The 16,465-nt window shown below is 55.9% G+C and carries 11 protein-coding genes; all 11 read left to right on the plus strand.

The genetic code is table 11. The features are described 5' to 3' along the window. Positions 1-143 precede the first annotated feature (143 nt). The 11 genes from mnmA to AB1500_12375 all read left to right on the plus strand — a co-directional run bounded on the left by mnmA (position 144) and on the right by AB1500_12375 (position 16,352). Complete coding sequence (mnmA, locus tag AB1500_12325) at positions 144-1,193, plus strand: tRNA 2-thiouridine(34) synthase MnmA (GenBank protein MEW6183936.1); 1,050 nt, start codon at positions 144-146, stop codon at positions 1,191-1,193. 393 nt (positions 1,194-1,586) lie between these two features. Then, positions 1,587-4,418, plus strand: a complete 2,832-nt coding sequence (locus AB1500_12330) for an AIR synthase-related protein (protein MEW6183937.1) — start codon at positions 1,587-1,589, stop codon at positions 4,416-4,418. Beyond that, on the plus strand, positions 4,415-5,191 hold the full coding sequence (gene purQ / locus AB1500_12335; protein ID MEW6183938.1) for a phosphoribosylformylglycinamidine synthase I: 777 nt from the start codon (positions 4,415-4,417) through the stop codon (positions 5,189-5,191). Before AB1500_12330 ends, purQ begins: the two co-directional genes overlap by 4 nt. Before the next feature lie 349 nt (positions 5,192-5,540). Continuing rightward, the gene (locus AB1500_12340) at positions 5,541-6,578 is read left to right on the plus strand and encodes an NAD(P)H-dependent glycerol-3-phosphate dehydrogenase (protein MEW6183939.1); all 1,038 of its coding nucleotides are present in this window, start codon (positions 5,541-5,543) and stop codon (positions 6,576-6,578) included. A 6-nt stretch (positions 6,579-6,584) separates the two neighbouring features. Then, a complete protein-coding gene (locus AB1500_12345) occupies positions 6,585-6,755 on the plus strand; it encodes a hypothetical protein (GenBank protein ID MEW6183940.1) in 171 nt (56 codons plus the stop codon). A 102-nt stretch (positions 6,756-6,857) separates the two neighbouring features. Then, positions 6,858-7,433, plus strand: a complete 576-nt coding sequence (locus AB1500_12350; protein MEW6183941.1) for a PH domain-containing protein — start codon at positions 6,858-6,860, stop codon at positions 7,431-7,433. 424 nt (positions 7,434-7,857) lie between these two features. Beyond that, positions 7,858-9,330 (plus strand): stage IV sporulation protein A, encoded by a 1,473-nt coding sequence (gene spoIVA / locus AB1500_12355; protein ID MEW6183942.1) that lies wholly within the window; start codon positions 7,858-7,860, stop codon positions 9,328-9,330. 763 nt (positions 9,331-10,093) lie between these two features. Continuing rightward, positions 10,094-11,029: a cation diffusion facilitator family transporter gene (locus tag AB1500_12360; protein MEW6183943.1), complete on the plus strand. Its 936-nt coding sequence runs from the start codon at positions 10,094-10,096 to the stop codon at positions 11,027-11,029. Positions 11,030-11,134: 105 nt separating this feature from the next. Beyond that, positions 11,135-11,416 carry a transcriptional regulator gene (locus AB1500_12365; protein ID MEW6183944.1) on the plus strand — a complete coding sequence of 94 codons (282 nt, stop codon included), beginning with the start codon at positions 11,135-11,137 and terminating at the stop codon, positions 11,414-11,416. Positions 11,417-11,608: 192 nt separating this feature from the next. Then, positions 11,609-14,230 (plus strand): single-stranded-DNA-specific exonuclease RecJ, encoded by a 2,622-nt coding sequence (gene recJ / locus AB1500_12370; protein MEW6183945.1) that lies wholly within the window; start codon positions 11,609-11,611, stop codon positions 14,228-14,230. Then, the gene (locus AB1500_12375; protein MEW6183946.1) at positions 14,217-16,352 is read left to right on the plus strand and encodes a bifunctional (p)ppGpp synthetase/guanosine-3',5'-bis(diphosphate) 3'-pyrophosphohydrolase; all 2,136 of its coding nucleotides are present in this window, start codon (positions 14,217-14,219) and stop codon (positions 16,350-16,352) included. Before recJ ends, AB1500_12375 begins: the two co-directional genes overlap by 14 nt. Positions 16,353-16,465: the final 113 nt, after the last annotated feature.

The raw sequence follows: 16,465 nt of genomic DNA on the forward strand, positions 1-16,465 counted from the left end.
TGAACTCTGTGTCTCCGTGGTAGCCCAGCACTCAACTTGCTGATCTTAAGACGTCGTTCTAAGTTACATTGCATACAACGTTGCAAAGTAGTTTGAACGTACCGTTGAGTGCTGGGTGGTTCCGGCTTGTCCGGGTTAGGAAGGTGAAAACAGCGTTGTACCGGGTTGCCGTGGCGTTGAGCGGCGGAGTGGACAGCGCCGCCGCTGCCGTAATCATCCGGGAGCAGGGACACCGGGTGTTCGGCGTAACAATGCGGTTGACAGATGCTCCGGTCACCCCCGCCGCGGAAGTGGCGAGTGCTCTCGGAATAGAACACCATATCTTCGACCTGCGGGAGATGTTCCGTGACGTGGTGATCGACGCTTTCGTAGCCGAGTACCTCGCGGGCCGTACCCCGAACCCCTGCGTGGTCTGTAACCCCCGGATAAAATTCGGGGCCCTGCTGCAAAAGGCATTGGAACTGGGCGCAGAACGTTTTGCCACCGGTCACTACGCGCGTGTTTTTTACGACTCTGACAGCGGACGCTTCCTTCTCGCGCGGAGTCTCAACCCAAGAAAAGACCAGAGTTACGCGCTATATGCGCTTAAACAGGAGCAGCTCAGCCGCCTTCAGCTGCCGCTCGGGACGAAGACCAAGGAAGAAGCGCGGGAGATCGTGCGGCGGCGGGGGGTGGAAATAGCGGGCAAGGAGAGCCAGGAGATATGTTTCATCCCCGTCGGGGACTACCGCACATTTCTTCGGGATAAAGCGGGTGGCGGTATCAAGCCCGGTCGGATAATCGACCATAAGGGTAATGTGCTCGGACGCCATAACGGCCTGCCTTATTACACGGTAGGGCAGCGCAGGGGACTAGGCCTGGCGGCGGGGTATCCGCTTTTCGTAACGGCGCTGGACACAGCTCGGAACGAGTTGGTGGTCGGTCCGGTTGATATGCTTTACAGCGACGGTTGTATGGTGGGGGGGATGAATTTCATCCCTTTCGATCGTTTAGAGAAAACCATAACGGTATCCGTAAAGGTCCGCTACGCCGCAAAGGCCAAGCCGGCAGAGATCAGTCCGGCGGGGAATGACCGGGTGGCGGTAAGGTTTAAAACGCCGGAGCGCGCCGTAGCGCCGGGGCAGGCGGCGGTTTTCTACGACGGGGATGTCGTGGTCGGCGGGGGGACGATTCTTTATAAGGATGAAGGATGAGGTATGAAGGATGAAGGCAGGAGACAGAAGGTAGAAGGTAGAAGGTAGAAGGTGATCAAGTCCTCAGTCCTATGTCCTTAGTCCTAAGTCCGGGGACGGAAACGGGGAATTGCGGGTAGCAGGCATTACGCAGCTATTGTGCCGTATAGTGTTTCGTTTACGGGACGTGGCGAAAGGCGAGTGGAGCGCGAAAGCGCGCCTGGGGCAGCGCGGAGCGTACACAGAGTTCAGATGTCGAAGGCCGAAATCAGAGGTCAGACTCAACAGGAGAATTCGCAACAGCCAATTCTCTCAAGAAATCCGACTTCCCACCTCCTGCATCCGACATCTGAAATGCGCAGCATATCGCCCGACGACGGGATGCCTGAATAGGTAATATAAGGAGGCCGGTCAATGCTCCAGGAGGTTCGGGTCGGGCTTCTCTCCGCTATTGGGGACGCGCGGGGGGAAGAGGTGCTTTACGAAATTCGCAACGCCCTTAAAATCGACAGCGTGGAAGCCGTGCGGACGGCTAAGGTCTATCGGTTTGAAGGAATCGCAGAAAAGTACGCCCGTGTTTTATCCGAAAAGCTTCTGTGTGAAGACGTTTTTCAGGAATGCCGGGTGAATGAACCGATTATCACCGACGCGGACCGGGTCATAGAGGTGGCCTACCGGCCCGGTGTGATGAACCCGGAGGCCGGTTCGCTGCTGAAAGCGGCCGCCGATCTGGGTATTAAAGGCCTCTTAGCCGCGGATTCGAGCATGGAATACGGGTTTTACGGGAAGATCGACGACGGTGAACTGGAGACGATAACCCGCCGTTTGCTAGTCAACGAAACCGTACAGCAGGTGATCAGGGAGCGGCCGGGAACGCTGCTTCTCGGGGGCGAGGCGGGGCTTACCGCGATTATCCCGGTTCGGAGCATGTCCGACGAGGAACTTATGGAACTGTCGCAGGACCGCCTGTTCCTGAACCTCGAAGAGATGCGTCTCATCAGAGATTACTTCCGCGGGACCGGACGAGATCCGACCGACGCGGAGGTGGAAATCCTCGCCCAGACATGGTCCGAGCACTGTGTCCACAAGACATTCAAGGCGCGGCTGATCGTGGACGGCATGGAGAAAAAACCCTTCCTTACCCGGTTAAGGGAAGCGACGGCGAAGGTGGGGCGGGCGGACCTAGTACTTTCGGCTTTTGTGGATAATTCGGGAGTAATGGACTTTTACGAGGGCTGGGCTCTTTGCGGAAAGGTGGAGACGCACAACGCACCCTCGGCGATTGAGCCCTACGGCGGCGCTGCAACCGGTTCGGGCGGCGTTTTCCGCGACGTGATGGGGACGGGCAGGGGGGCTAAGGTAATCGCTTCTACCGATATGTTTTGTTTCGCCCCGCCCGACAGCGACCCCGAAACCATCCCGCCCGGGTGCCTGCACCCGCATTACCTTTTGCGGCGGGTGGTGGCCGGGGTGAGGGATTACGGGAACCGGATGGGTATACCCACGAATAACGGTTCGGTACATTTTCACCGTGACTTCCGCGCAAAGCCTTCGGTGATCGTGGGGGCTTACGGACTTATACCGGCGGCGCTGGCGGCAAAGAGCCACCCGGAACCGGGTGACGCGGTGGTGGCCGTGGGCGGACGAACGGGGCGCGACGGTATACACGGCGCAACCTTTTCGAGCGCGGCGATGACCGACCGCACGGTTACGGTAAACTCCCAGGCAGTACAGATAGGCCACGCGATAGAAGAGAAAAGGATGGCCGACGCGCTGCTGGCGGCGCGGGACGAGGGGTTGATCCGGGCGATCACCGATTGCGGCGCCGGCGGGTTCGCGTCGGCGGCGGGTGAAATGGGCGCCGGGACGGGGGTGCTGATTCATCTGGACCGCGCACCACTGAAGTACAGCGGGTTGGCGCCGTGGGAAATACTTGTTTCGGAAAGCCAGGAAAGAATGGTGGCGGCGGTAGCGCCGCATGATATTGAGCGCTTTCTACAGATCTGCCGGGATTATAACGTCGAGGCCGTCGTACTGGGCGATTTCACGGATTCCGGGCGTTTTCAGGCTTTCTACGGCGGGAAAAATGTGCTCGACCTCGAAATGGAATTCCTGCACAACGGACTTCCCCAGAGGGTTCTTTACTGCGGGCGCGCGGGGCGGGCGCCGGATGAACCGGAACCGCCCGTGCCGGCGGATTGGGAGGCTGTCGCCTGCAAGGTTTTGTCCCATCTCAACGTATGTTCGAAGGAACCGATAGTGCGGGTTTACGACCACGGCGTCCAGGGGACGAACGCCCTGCCGCCGTACGGCGGTGTGAACGGTGACGGGCCGAACGATGCGGTGCTGTTGACTCCGCTCCTGGGTAAGCCCTATGTCGCGGTGGTGGCGCACGGGCTGAATCCGGTGCTGAACCGTATAGACGCTTACTGGGGAAGCATCTGGGCGGCTGTCGAGGCGGTGGCCAACGCCGTGTCGGTAGGCGCGGACCCCGGCGAATTGGTTTTAATGGATAATTTTATTTGGCCGGTGCCCGAAGGAGAGTACCTGGCGCGTCTCGACCAGGCGGTGGACGCCTGCGTGGACTTCAGTACGGCGCTGGGGATGGCGTTTATTTCAGGCAAGGACAGTCTTTCAAGCACTTACAGGGGGAAAGACGCGGTAATCCACATCCCGCCGGTGTTGTGCGTTTCCGTCTTCGGGCGGCTGCCGGATGTGGCCGGGACCGTTTCCGCCGACTTTAAAGGAGAGGGGAACACCCTGGTCCTGGTTGGGGACCGGCGTGAGGAAGAGATGGGCGGCTCGGTCTATTACGAAGTAAACGGGCGACTGGGAAGGGAAATCCCGCGCGTGAACCTTGAGAAACTGCCTCCGGTCATCCGCGCGGTACACCGCGCAATCGCCGGCGGTGCGGTACTTGCCTGCCATGACGTGAGCGAGGGCGGGGTCTTTACGACAATAGCGGAAATGGCTTTCGGCGGCGGAACCGGGGCGGTGATAAACATCCCCGGAGACGTCCGTCCGGATTATTTCCTTTATAATGAGACGCCGGGTTGTTTTGTGGTCGAGCTTGCGCCGGGTGTCAAACCCTCAGGCTTGTTTGCGGGTGTTTCATACAGCGTGATCGGGAAGACCCGGGGCGAACCGGTAATTGAGGTCTTTCATCGTAAAGCGCTTTTTGGTATAGCGCTGGACAAGCTCCGTGATGCCTATACCAGCACGCTGAAGGGGGTGTTCGGAGGATGAGACCGCCGGTAATCGTATTGCGGACGGACGGCACGAACTGTGACGCCGAAACGGCTTACGCCTTCGAACTGGCGGGCGGCGCGCCGCAGTTGGTTCACATTAACCAGCTCCGGTCGGGAAAGGAACGGCTGAACGGGTATAGGATCCTGGTCATCCCCGGCGGTTTCTCTTACGGCGACGACGTTCACTCCGGGAAGATCCTTGCGGTTGAACTCACCTCCTTCCTGCGGGATGAGATAAGCCGCTTTGCCGCCGCCGGCGGTCTGGTCCTGGGCATCTGCAACGGCTTTCAGGTGCTGGTCCGCACCGGGCTCCTGCCGTTCGGCAGAATCGGTTCCATTGACGCGGCGTTGATGGTAAACAACAGCGCGCGTTTCGAGTGCCGCTGGATCCGGCTCCGGGTGGAGGAGAGCCGTTGCCTCTTCACGCGGGGCGCCGCGGGACGGGTGGTGGAGTTCCAGGCGGCCCACGGAGAGGGCAGGTTTTACACCGATGCGGCGACGCGGGACGAGGTGGAGAAACGGGGTCTGGTGGCTTTCCGGTATGTGGACGCTGACGGCAGTCCTACGCAGAGTTATCCCGAGAACCCGAACGGTTCTCTTAACGCCGTCGCCGGGATCACCGATCCGAGCGGTCGGGTCATGGGATTGATGCCGCACCCGGAACGGAACTGTCTGCCAACTCACCACCCGAACTGGCGAAGAAGGCCTGGAATACCGCCTGATGGGCTTTTCGTATTCGAAAACGCCGTGGCTGCGGCGATGAAGGGATGAAGCCCGGCGATGAAAGAATACAGAAGATAGAATATAAAAGGCGGAATGAGGAATGGGGAAGTAAATCAACCGCCAAGACGCCAAGGGAACCAAAATTAGGAATACGCAAATCTAAAAAAGGACTATAACGTTTTATGCCTGAGCGCAGCGACGGCTACCCGTAAGCTTAAAACTTAGAAGCTGTATTGTAACATAAACAGAGCGCGGGGAAGTAATGCAGTGCAAGGAAGGCCGGCGGAGACGAACCGGGCAAATGGGAGGCGAGAAGTGTTAAGCGTTTTCATTATCTTAATCCGTGATGTTCTTGGCGTCTTGGCGGTTAAGTTTATTTTCGGAAGAGGTGAGTCTAATGCGTGTGGCGGTACTGGGCGGCGGAAGCTGGGGAACGGCGCTGACCCGTCTCCTTGCGTTGAAGGACCACAAAGTCCGGCTTTGGATGCGGCGTTCCGAACAGGTGGCGGGGCTGGGCGCGCTGCGTGAAAACACCCGGTACCTGCCCGGGGTGCGGATTCCCGAATCGGTTGCGGTCACCGCTTCATTGGCAGAGGTGCTGCGGGATGCTGAAATGGTGGTGTTTGCCGTACCTTCACACTCCTTCCGGGAGGCGCTGCGCCGGAGCCTGCCGCTGATACCCGAAGAGGCCCTTATCGTAAACGTGGCCAAGGGATTGGAGGAGGGAAGCTTTCTTAGGCTTTCGGAGGTATTTGCCGCGGAGGCGGGCCGGGCCGGACTCGATCGTTACGCGGCGCTGTCCGGGCCCAGTCACGCCGAGGAAGTCGGACGGGATGAGCCTACGGCGGTTGTTTCAGCTTCCTACAGTCAGCCTACCGCGGAACGGGTACAGGACGCCTTCATGGGCGCTACGTTCCGCGTTTACACCAATCCGGACGTGGTGGGTGTGGAGCTGGGCGGGGCGTTGAAAAACATCATCGCGCTGGGTACCGGCATTTGTGAAGGGCTGGGCTTCGGCGACAACGCCAAGGCCGCGTTGATGACCCGGGGGCTTTCGGAAATAACCAGAATCGGGGTGCGCCTTGGCGCCGACCCGCTTACGTTTGCGGGGCTTACCGGTGTGGGCGACCTTATAGTCACCTGTACCAGCATGCACAGCCGCAACCGGCGGGCGGGAATTGAGATCGGGCGTGGAAAGAACCTTCAGGAAGCCCTTGAAGCGGTTAAAATGGTGGTTGAAGGAGTAAAAACCACCCGGGTGGCGCATATCCTCGGCGAGCAACTAAAGGTGCGTATGCCGGTAACCGACGAGATCAACCGCGTTTTGTATGAAGGGCTGCCTGCTCTGGAAGCCGCAAAGAACCTTCTGGGCAGGGCGCGAACCCACGAGATTGAAGAAGTCTGCCGGATTAAAGTTTCCTGGGAGAAGCGGTAGAAAGAAGTGGCTATGCCTGACGGAAGGCAAACGGAAGAAATCTTTTTTACCGCAAAATTATTTGAACCATTATTAAAGACCGTCATGACGCCAGCGAAAGAACAATTAGAAACTCGTTTTTCTTTTTGCGTTCTTGGCGACTTGGCGGTTAATTATTTTCCTAATTCCAAACATTGAATCATAATTCGTAATTCGTAATTTCGGTTTTCAGTTCCTGATCCAGGCTCAGGACTTTCGACTTAGGACTTGGCTTATAACCGGCAGCCGGGGTGAGAAAGGATGTCTTTTGAGTTCGGTATCGCTCACTGGGATAGAACGGCTCATGTGGTAACCGTCATCTCGCTTTTAATCGCCGTCGGGATAACCTTACTTTTGGGTCCTCTCATTTATTTATTGAAAGAAGGTAAATTGTTTCCGGTCCTTGCCCTTCCGTTGATATGGGGTCCGATAATACTCGCCTACCTTTTGGCGCCGCGCAGGTACAGCGTTGCCCCTGAAGGGATCACCGTCCGGCGGGTCATAGACCGGGGGTTTCTAATACCCATTTCGGAAATCAAGTCGGTACAGACAGTTGAAAACATCACTCCGCCGAGGATGAAGTTTTGGGCTTCGGCCGGTCTGTTCGGGTGGTTCGGTCATTATGTTTTAGAAAACGGCGACGTGTCCGGAGTTCACGCCACCCGCTGGGACTCTATGGTAAAGGTGGAGACGCACCGCGGGATTCACCTGCTTTCACCAGTTGCTCCGGAAAGCTTCTGCCGGGTAGCGGAATTGTTTATCGGACATCGACGTGTGGTTCAGAAACAAATTGTATTCCCGCCCTGCGAACTTACAGGCCCCAAGCCTGAAATGTAGTTTCTCTGTTTAAGGCAACCAAAACGGCAGTCCCTCCTATTTCCTTCGAAACATTTTGCTCCTGCATTTTCTTTCATCTCCCAGCATAAGTTTTCTTTGATTAAGGGTTTCTTGGAACGATATTTTCGTTGCGAGACCGGTCCAGTAACGTTAAAATTATGGATTTATTAAAGGTAATCCGCGGGAGTTAACCCGATGAGGGCGGGGCGGGCCTGCGCCTGCGGATCGATACAGCAGTCGTAGCCGCATGGCTGGGGTGATTGATAAATGTAAATTGTATCTCGGTACACGGATTGAAAGATGTTCGGAAAAGTTTTCGTTAAAATGCATAAACCTGAAAGGTAAGAATATACATTGTTCTAGCCGGCTGGAAAATATTGATAAATGATTTTTAAAGACTTAATTATAATAGGGAGGGAGTTTGATGGAGAACCTCTTTCGTGATATCAGCGAGCGCACCGGGGGTGACATTTACATCGGGGTTGTCGGGGGGGTGCGCACGGGTAAGTCCACCTTTATCAAGCGGTTTATGGAACTATTGGTGATCCCCAATATCGAAAACGTTTATGACCGGGAGCGGGCCCGCGACGAACTGCCACAGAGCGGGACCGGCAGGACAGTTATGACGACCGAGCCGAAATTCGTGCCTAATGAGGCTGTTGAACTAGCCCTCGAATCCGGGGTCAAGCTCCGGGTAAGGTTGGTGGACTGCGTCGGGTACAAGGTGGAAGGGGCGCTGGGATACGAAGAGGAAGACGTCCCGCGCATGGTGACGACGCCGTGGTTCGACGAACCGATTCCTTTCGACGAGGCGGCGGAGGTCGGGACGAGGAAGGTTATTCAGGACCACTCCACCATCGGGGTGGTGGTCACAACGGACGGAACCATTACGGACATCCCGCGCGAGTGCTACGTCAACGCCGAAGAGCGTGTGATCCAGGAATTGAAGGATTTGAACAAGCCGTTTATAGTGATCATGAACAGCACGCAGCCGCATTTGCCGGACACCCTGGAACTTGTCGCGGAGCTTGCCGAGAAATACGACGTACCGGTGCTTCCGATCGATGCCGCGGAAATGAGCGAAAACGATATTTTAAGCCTGCTTGAGGAAGTGCTCTACGAGTTTCCGGTAAGCGAGGTCAATATCACGCTTCCGCTCTGGGTTGACGAACTGGGTTCCGGGCACTGGCTGCACCAGAACTTTGAAAATGCGGTCCGGGACGCTATCCAGCAGGTGCGGCGGGTCCGTGACATTCAGGGGATAACGTCGTCGCTTGCGCAGCAGGACTTCGTCGGCAGCGTGGAGATTAAGGAGACGAATCTGGGCGCCGGGACCGCTTCTCTAAGCGTAACGGCTGCGGAAGGGCTTTTCTACCAGGTGCTTTCCGAGGTAACAGGGTTTACTGTCGAAAACGACCGGAACGTCCTTACCCTGATGAGGGATTTCAGCGTTGCGAAGCGGGAATATGACAAGTATGCAGCCGCCATTCAGGAGGTAAGAGATAACGGGTACGGGGTGGTTACGCCGCGGATTGAGGAGATGAACCTTGAAGAGCCGGAACTCATTCGTCAGGGAAACCGGTTCGGTGTTCGGTTGAAGGCCAGCGCGCCCTCCCTGCATATCATCCGGGCCGACATCACCACGGAGATCACGCCCATCATCGGGACCGAGAAACAGTGTGAAGAACTGGTGCGGTTCATACTGAACGAGTTTGAAGAAAACCCCAAGAAGATTTGGGATTCGGAGATTTTCGGTAAATCGCTTCACGACCTGGTGCGGGAAGGTATCCAAAACAAGCTCCACCGGATGCCGGAAAACGCGCAGGTGAAACTGCAGGAAACGTTAAAGCGAATCGTGAACGACGGCTCGGGCGGTCTTATATGTATCATTATCTAACCGGTTAAGGTCAGGATGGGATTGAATACAGAATATAGAATGTAAAAGGGGCCGGAAACCAGGGGCGGAAAGCATTGAATGTTTTACTTAAGTACGGTGGGATTCGAACGGCTGGTGCGGAATATGAGAGGTATTTCATCGAAATAAGAAAGTCCTTCCTAATTGGAAGGACTTCTTATTAAGAGCCCGTATTGACCTGCGCTCCGGCTATCCTGCATCCTTGGCGGGCTACGTACAGCCTTTCGGCTATACGTAACCCTTGCAGAACCCAGGATAACCTTTGCCCGACTAATGTACGTACCTTCGGAGCCGCCGGCAACCTCTCGGCTACCGGCAACCCCTACTTTGGGGCACGTACATCAGTCTTGGCTCGACCGATAGACATCCTCTTTGACCCGGAAGCAATCCTTAGGACTGCTTCCGAGCACTTTAGAGAAAGTCTACCGATCTGCCCTCCGGCTAATACAGAGCCTTTGTGACCCTGTATTAACCTTTGGTCGACTGCTACTGCGCCATTTTGTGACACAGCAGCAATCTTTGCTCGGCCAATACGAACCCTATTGAGTTTAGTATGGATTGAACCCGCGAAAATATTCTGTGTGCCTAATAGAATTTTGCGGTAATATTATTTAAAGAAATGCTAAAGAATCCGATTCACAAATATCGGGTTGCCTGTTCCGGACGGTTGCTTTTGATCTACACGCTGTCGTTAGAGGTGATGTTTTCTTTAATACGGGCGTGTGTCTGCGGGAGCTGAATAAAGATGGACCGGAAAGTTCGCATAGCGCTGTTATCCGTGGGTTCCAATACCATTCTTACCACCGGTAAGCTGGCCACCGGCCTGGCTATGAATTCCGTAAGCGTTCTCTCTGAGGCCTTTCATTCGGGCACCGACCTGCTGGCCTCGCTGATAGCCTTTGTTTCTCTCCGCCAGGCTGCCAAGCCCGCCGATGACCGGCACCAGTTCGGCCATGGAAAATTTGAGAACATCGCCGGCATCACCGAGGCTTTACTTATTGTTTTTGCCGCCGGGTACATCCTTCTTCACGCCGTTCTTAAACTTACACACCCTTCACCGGTTGAATCCTTAAACATCGGGGCTGCGGTAATGGGAATTTCGGCGGTGGTGAACGCTGTTGTCTCCCACTATCTTTTAAAGACGGCCCGAGAAACGGATTCCCCGGCTCTTGCCGCCGACGGCTGGCACCTGCGCACCGATGTTTACACCTCGCTGGGCGTATTCGTCGGCATCGGGGCCATGAAGCTTACCGGTTTAACGTTTATCGATCCCATCGCCGGGATAGTAGTGGCGCTTCTTATATTAAAAGCGGCTTATGAACTGATCCGGGATTCCATGTCCAGCATTCTCGACGTCAGCCTGCCGGTTGAAGAAGAAAGGGAGATAAAAGCCGCACTTGCCAAATTTAAAAGCCAATACGTTGAGTACCACGCCCTCCGGACCCGCCGCGCAGGGGCGGAGCGGCACGTGGATTTTCACCTGGTTCTGCCCTCTGAAACTACAGTGGCAACCGGGGATACGCTGGTGAAGCGTATCCAGGAAGAGATTCAAACGCGTTTTCCGAGGACTTCCGTTATTATTTACACGGAACCGTGCAGTGTGAACTGTGAAATCTGCAAGATGTACTGCAAACTTACCCTCACCAAAACCCCATCTAAAGAAGAATCATCTAAAAAATAACCCCTTTTTTAAAAAAGTTCGTTGTTTAAGTTATTAACGAAGGCGAAAATGCGCATAATATTGTCAGATTACTAACAAACAACAGAAAAGGGGGTTATAAGACAAATGGTTACCTTGGCGGCGCCGCTTTCGGAGTACTTCCTCTACGTCGACAACAGGCTGCCCGAAGAAGCATGGAGGGTTCTCCGTGCACTCGGTGACGGCGGGCGTATGAACAAAGAGGAACTGTCCCTTATGTCCCGGGTTAAACGAGCGGTTCTAGACCACGTTGTGATGCAGTTGTATGCTTTAGGTCTGGTTGACGTGACCGCGGAAGGGAAAAGCAAGATCTGCAGCCTGACCAGGTTGGGAGAAGAGTTTTTCCACATGCAGCGGGAGAACCGGTGAAGCGTACCGGTTAATCGGTAATCAGCCTTTCCGAAGTTGAGGGTCGCCCCGGCGGCCCTTTTTAATTGGGTTCGGTCCGGTTGTCGTGGTCCGGGCGCTGTGCTATCATTAGAAATAGTGCGGACACAGACCGTTCATTTCATAAACGTTGAAATAAAAACCACGTACTTTAACTACAGTGGAGGGTGAACCATGTCGGGGGAAACCTGGCGCGTGGCGCCTGAGGAACCATTCCTGCAGGCGCTTTTCAAGCGGGAACTGGGTATTACCGATATTACGGCCAGACTTCTTATCAACAGGGGTGTCTGGTCGCTGCGCGAAGCGGCGGAGTTCCTGGCGGGGGAGGTGGCGGCGCTCCCGTCTCCTCTGTCTTTAAAGGGTATCGACAAAGCGTTGGCACGGATTATGCGCGCGGTTGAAAAAAAAGAGCGCATACTTGTTTACGGCGATTACGACGCGGATGGGGTAACAGCCACCGCGCTTCTGTTTTTAACCCTGGAAAGGCTTGGAGCGCGTCCCTCATGCCACCTTCCGAGCAGGGAAGAAGGGTACGGGCTCAAGGACGCGATGCTCAGGCAAGCCCGTGAAGAGGGTGTCGAACTGATTATTACGGTGGACTGCGGGATAAACGCCTGCGAAGAGGCCGATTTATGCCGTGAAATCGGGATCGACCTTATCGTAACCGATCACCACCAGCCCGGGCCGGAACTGCCGAAGGCCGTGGCGGTGGTAAATCCGAAGCAGACGGACTGTCCGTATCCGTACAAGGATTTGGCCGGAGTGGGCGTGGCCTACAAACTGGCGACCGCGCTTTTGCAGGGAACCGGCACAGACGCGACGGATTTACTGGATCTTGTGGCTATCGGCACCGTTGCCGATGTGGTGTCGCTGACCGGAGAGAACCGGATTCTTGTCCGGACCGGGCTGGAGAGGATAAACAATGCGCCCAGGCCGGGCGTTGAGGCCCTTCTGCAATCATCCAACGGGGAAAGGACGGTTACGGGAAGGTCCGTCTCCATGTTTCTGGCGCCGCGAATAAACGCCGCGGGCAGGGTGGGCAACCCGCACGCGGCTCTCGAACTGCTGCTCAGCGGACGGGATGACGCGGCGGAAAAGGCGGCGCAGCTTACCTCCCTCAACCAGGAACGGCAGCGGCTTGAGGCTTTGATGCTGGCGGAGGCCCTGGCCATGCTGGACGGGCAGCCGGAAGAGTTGGAAAAGAAGGTTATCGTGCTCGCGGGGGAAGGGTGGCTGCCGGGGTTGACCGGTCTTGTGGCGAACCGTTTGATGGACCGTTACAAGCGGCCGGTGTTTGTCGTCGCCCTGAACGGCGAGAAAGGGCGCGGGTCGGGGCGGGGAACGCCCGGGTTCGATGTTTATAAGGCGCTGCAGCATGCTTCACCTTTCCTCGTGGAATACGGTGGTCATACCGGAGCGGGAGGGTTCAGCGTCGAACGCGCGGCCGTGTTAAGCGTTAAAGAAGCCTTGGAGGATTACGCGCTACGGAAGGAACCGCCGGAAACGACATCAGTGGAGTTCGATGCGGTAGCGCAGTTGGTGGAGCTTAATGCGAAACTGATTACGGAGCTTGACCTTCTTGAGCCTCACGGATGCGGCAACCCTCCACCCCGGTTGGTTTCTTACGGGCTCAGGGTTGAGGATTCCCGTCCGGTCGGCCAAAACGCCAACCACCTGAAGCTGCGGCTGCGCCAGGGAAACTGTAGGATAGACGCGATAGGTTTCGGTTTGGCGGGGGACGGACCGCCGCCGGGTGTCCTGGATGTCGCCTTCAGACCGATTATCAATGAAATGACCGGAAGGGTGGAACTCAAGATAGAGGGCTTCCGCGCGCCGTTCCGGGACCGGGATCCCGGTCCTGGGTGTTCGGAATACGGAAAACGCCTGTTAGAAAAGAACCTGTTATTCATCAGTCAACCAACGGACCTTTTCCTGCCTGAAGAGATAACCATAAAACAAAAGGATAAAATAAAACCTGACGTCATGCGGGAATCCCTTGTTGATTTGCGGGAACATCCCGACCGGTGGGCGTTGTTAAAAAGAATGGTTTTCGGAAAAAGTGCGGCGGTTGTGGTATCGACACCGGCGGTGGCGTTTGAGGTGGCTTCTCAGCTTAAGCTCTCTTTTCCAGAAAAGGCTTCCCGTATCGCGGTTTTTCACAGCGGGGTGCTTGAAGAGCGACGCACCCTGAGTGAACTGACGGCAGCGGGGGAGATCGATGTTCTGGTAACCACACCGGCGCTGGCGGGAAAGTTTGCGGAAGACAAAGACGTGGTTGTGTTCGATCTGATGCATACCTGGCCCCAGTGGGAGTGGCTGAGCGAATGCGGCGGCCGCAGCCTCATCCTGCTGTATCGGAAAGGTGACAGAGATGCCGCGCGGCAGCGCCTTTACTCGTTTGCGCCGCCCCGGCAGGTTTTGCTGGGATTTTATAAGTATTTGCAGCGTCAGGGCGGTTACAGGGGAACGATGCTGCTGCTGCCGGAGGCAGCGGGGCTTCTAAAGGGATTCGGCGTTCCCGGCGCAGGCCGTAAGGCGGTGGAAAATGTTCTGAGGGTACTTGGTGAGCTTGAACTTCTGGAATCCACCCCTGTCGCCGGTGGGTTTAAGGTGCGGGTTCAGGCGTCTAAGGAGAAAAGGTTTCTCCCTTCAGCGCCCACATTCAGACAGCAGTACGCCTTCAAACGGGAAATGCTTTCCTGCCAGCAACATTTCCTTACAACCCCGGCTGAGGCGCTTAAAGATTATTTCAGATGTGGTATAATTAGCCGTGGTGGTACCAATGGAACTATATGAAGAACGTGTTCATCGACTTAAATCACGCAACCCCAACATAGACCAGGAGTTACTCAAGAAGGCTTATTCTTTTGCGGTTGAACTCCACAAGGATCAGAGGCGTTATTCCGGAGAGCCTTATATCGTTCACCCGGTGGCGGTAGCGGAAATCCTGGACGAACTTGAACTCGATACGGAAACCATCGTTGCCGGGCTCCTCCACGATGTGGTAGAGGATACCGGCGTTGACCTGAAGGTCATTGAGGAAAAATTCGGTCCGGAGATAGCCGCCCTGGTTGACGGTGTAACCAAGCTTTCCCGGCTTGAATTCCGTTCAAAAGAAGAACAGCAGGCCGAAAACCTGCGCAAGATGTTCCTGGCGATGGCCAAAGACATAAGAGTCATTTTGATAAAGCTTGCCGACCGACTTCACAATCTACGGACACTCGAGTACCACACCCCTGAAAAAAGGCGGGCCATAGCCCGCGAAACGCTTGAAATCTTCACCCCTCTCGCGCACCGTCTCGGAATCAGTAAACTGAAGTGGGAACTGGAGGACCTGGCGTTCCGGTATCTTGAGCCCGAGGCGTATAAGTACGTGGCCGACCAGTTCACCCAGACCCGGGCGGCACGTGAGGAACACATCCGGCAGGTTATCGAAGTTCTGAGGGAACGTCTGCTGGAGACCGGAATCAACGCAGAACTCCAGGGCCGCCCCAAAAACCTCTACGGCATACACCGCAAAATGGAGAATCAGAAAAAAGAATACAGCGAGATATACGACGTTGCAGGCCTGCGGGTGCTTGTCGAATCCATCCGGGACTGTTACGCCGTCTTAGGCGTTGTGCATACCCTCTGGAAGCCGGTTCCCGGGCGGTTTAAGGATTATATAGCCATGCCCAAGGAAAACATGTACCAGTCGCTGCATACAACCGTGGTCGGACCACAGGGTGAACCGCTCGAAATCCAGATCCGCACCTGGGATATGCACAGGACGGCCGAGTACGGAATCGCCGCGCACTGGCGGTATAAGGAAGGGAAGCAGCGCAACGGGGAAATGGAGGCTAAACTGGCCTGGCTCCGGGAACTCCTCGAATGGGTCCATGAGATGCGGGACGCGCGCGATTTTATGGCCGGGCTTAAGATCGATGTCTTTTCGGATCTGGTTTTTGTTTTCACGCCTAAAGGAGACGTGGTGGAGCTTCCGGCCGATGCGGTGCCGCTTGATTTTGCTTACCGGATTCATACCGATGTGGGCCATCGTTATAAAGGCGCTAAAATCAACGGCAAGCTGGTGCCGCTCGACTACAAGCTGCAAACCGGCGACATCGTGGAAATCCTAACCGCCAAGCAGCCTAATCCGAGCCGCGACTGGCTTCTGGTGATAAGGAGTTCTCAGGCACGCAACAAGCTGCGCCAGTGGTTCAAGCGCGAGTGGCGGGAAGAAGCGGTCCAGCGCGGTTACGAAGCGCTCGAAAAAGAAGCCCGGAAACAGGGTCTGGAGTTTGAAGCGCTGAAGAGTGAAAAACTTCTGGAACAGGGGCGGCGCTTTAACATTCACACGCTTGAAGACATCTACGCCGCGGTTGCGCAGGGAGTCGTCGCGCCGCAGACCCTCGTCGCACGCCTGCGCGAAGAAGTCGTGCCTGCCGAGGTTTCGGTTGAGCCGTCCGTTATGCCGCGTCCCACGCACCACGCGCAGGGGGTCCGGGTCCGTGGGGAAAACAACCTCCTGGCGCGCCTGGCCCATTGCTGCAACCCGGTACCCGGCGACGCGATCGTGGGTTACGTGACCCGGGGAAGAGGGGTATCGGTGCACAGGGCCGATTGCCGCAATGTAGGAACCTGGCGGGACAACGAAACCGAACGCCTGGTGGAGGTCTCGTGGGAGTCCCAGTTCGATGCGCCGTTCTTCGTGCGGGTGGAGATCTCCGCGATGGATCGCGCCGGTCTGCTCGGCGATGTTATGGGCGTGCTCGCCGAGATGAAGATAAGCGCGTCCTGGGTGACCGCCAGGGGCAAGAAGGACCACATGGCGACGATCGAATTCAGCGCGCAGTTACGGGATAAGGATCAGCTCGACTACCTTGTCCGCAAGATTAACCGTATAAAAGACGTGTTCGAGGTACGGAGGGTGGTATAAAGAACAATGATGAAGGATGAAGAGAATTACGAATATAGAATGTGGAATATAGAATATAGAATGTGGAATGTAGAATCAAGGAGTAAAAAGAGTAAAATTTATTTAATGACTAC

The organism is Bacillota bacterium (genome assembly GCA_040755295.1).
Classification (GTDB): Bacteria; Bacillota; Desulfotomaculia; order Desulfotomaculales; family Ammonificaceae; genus SURF-55.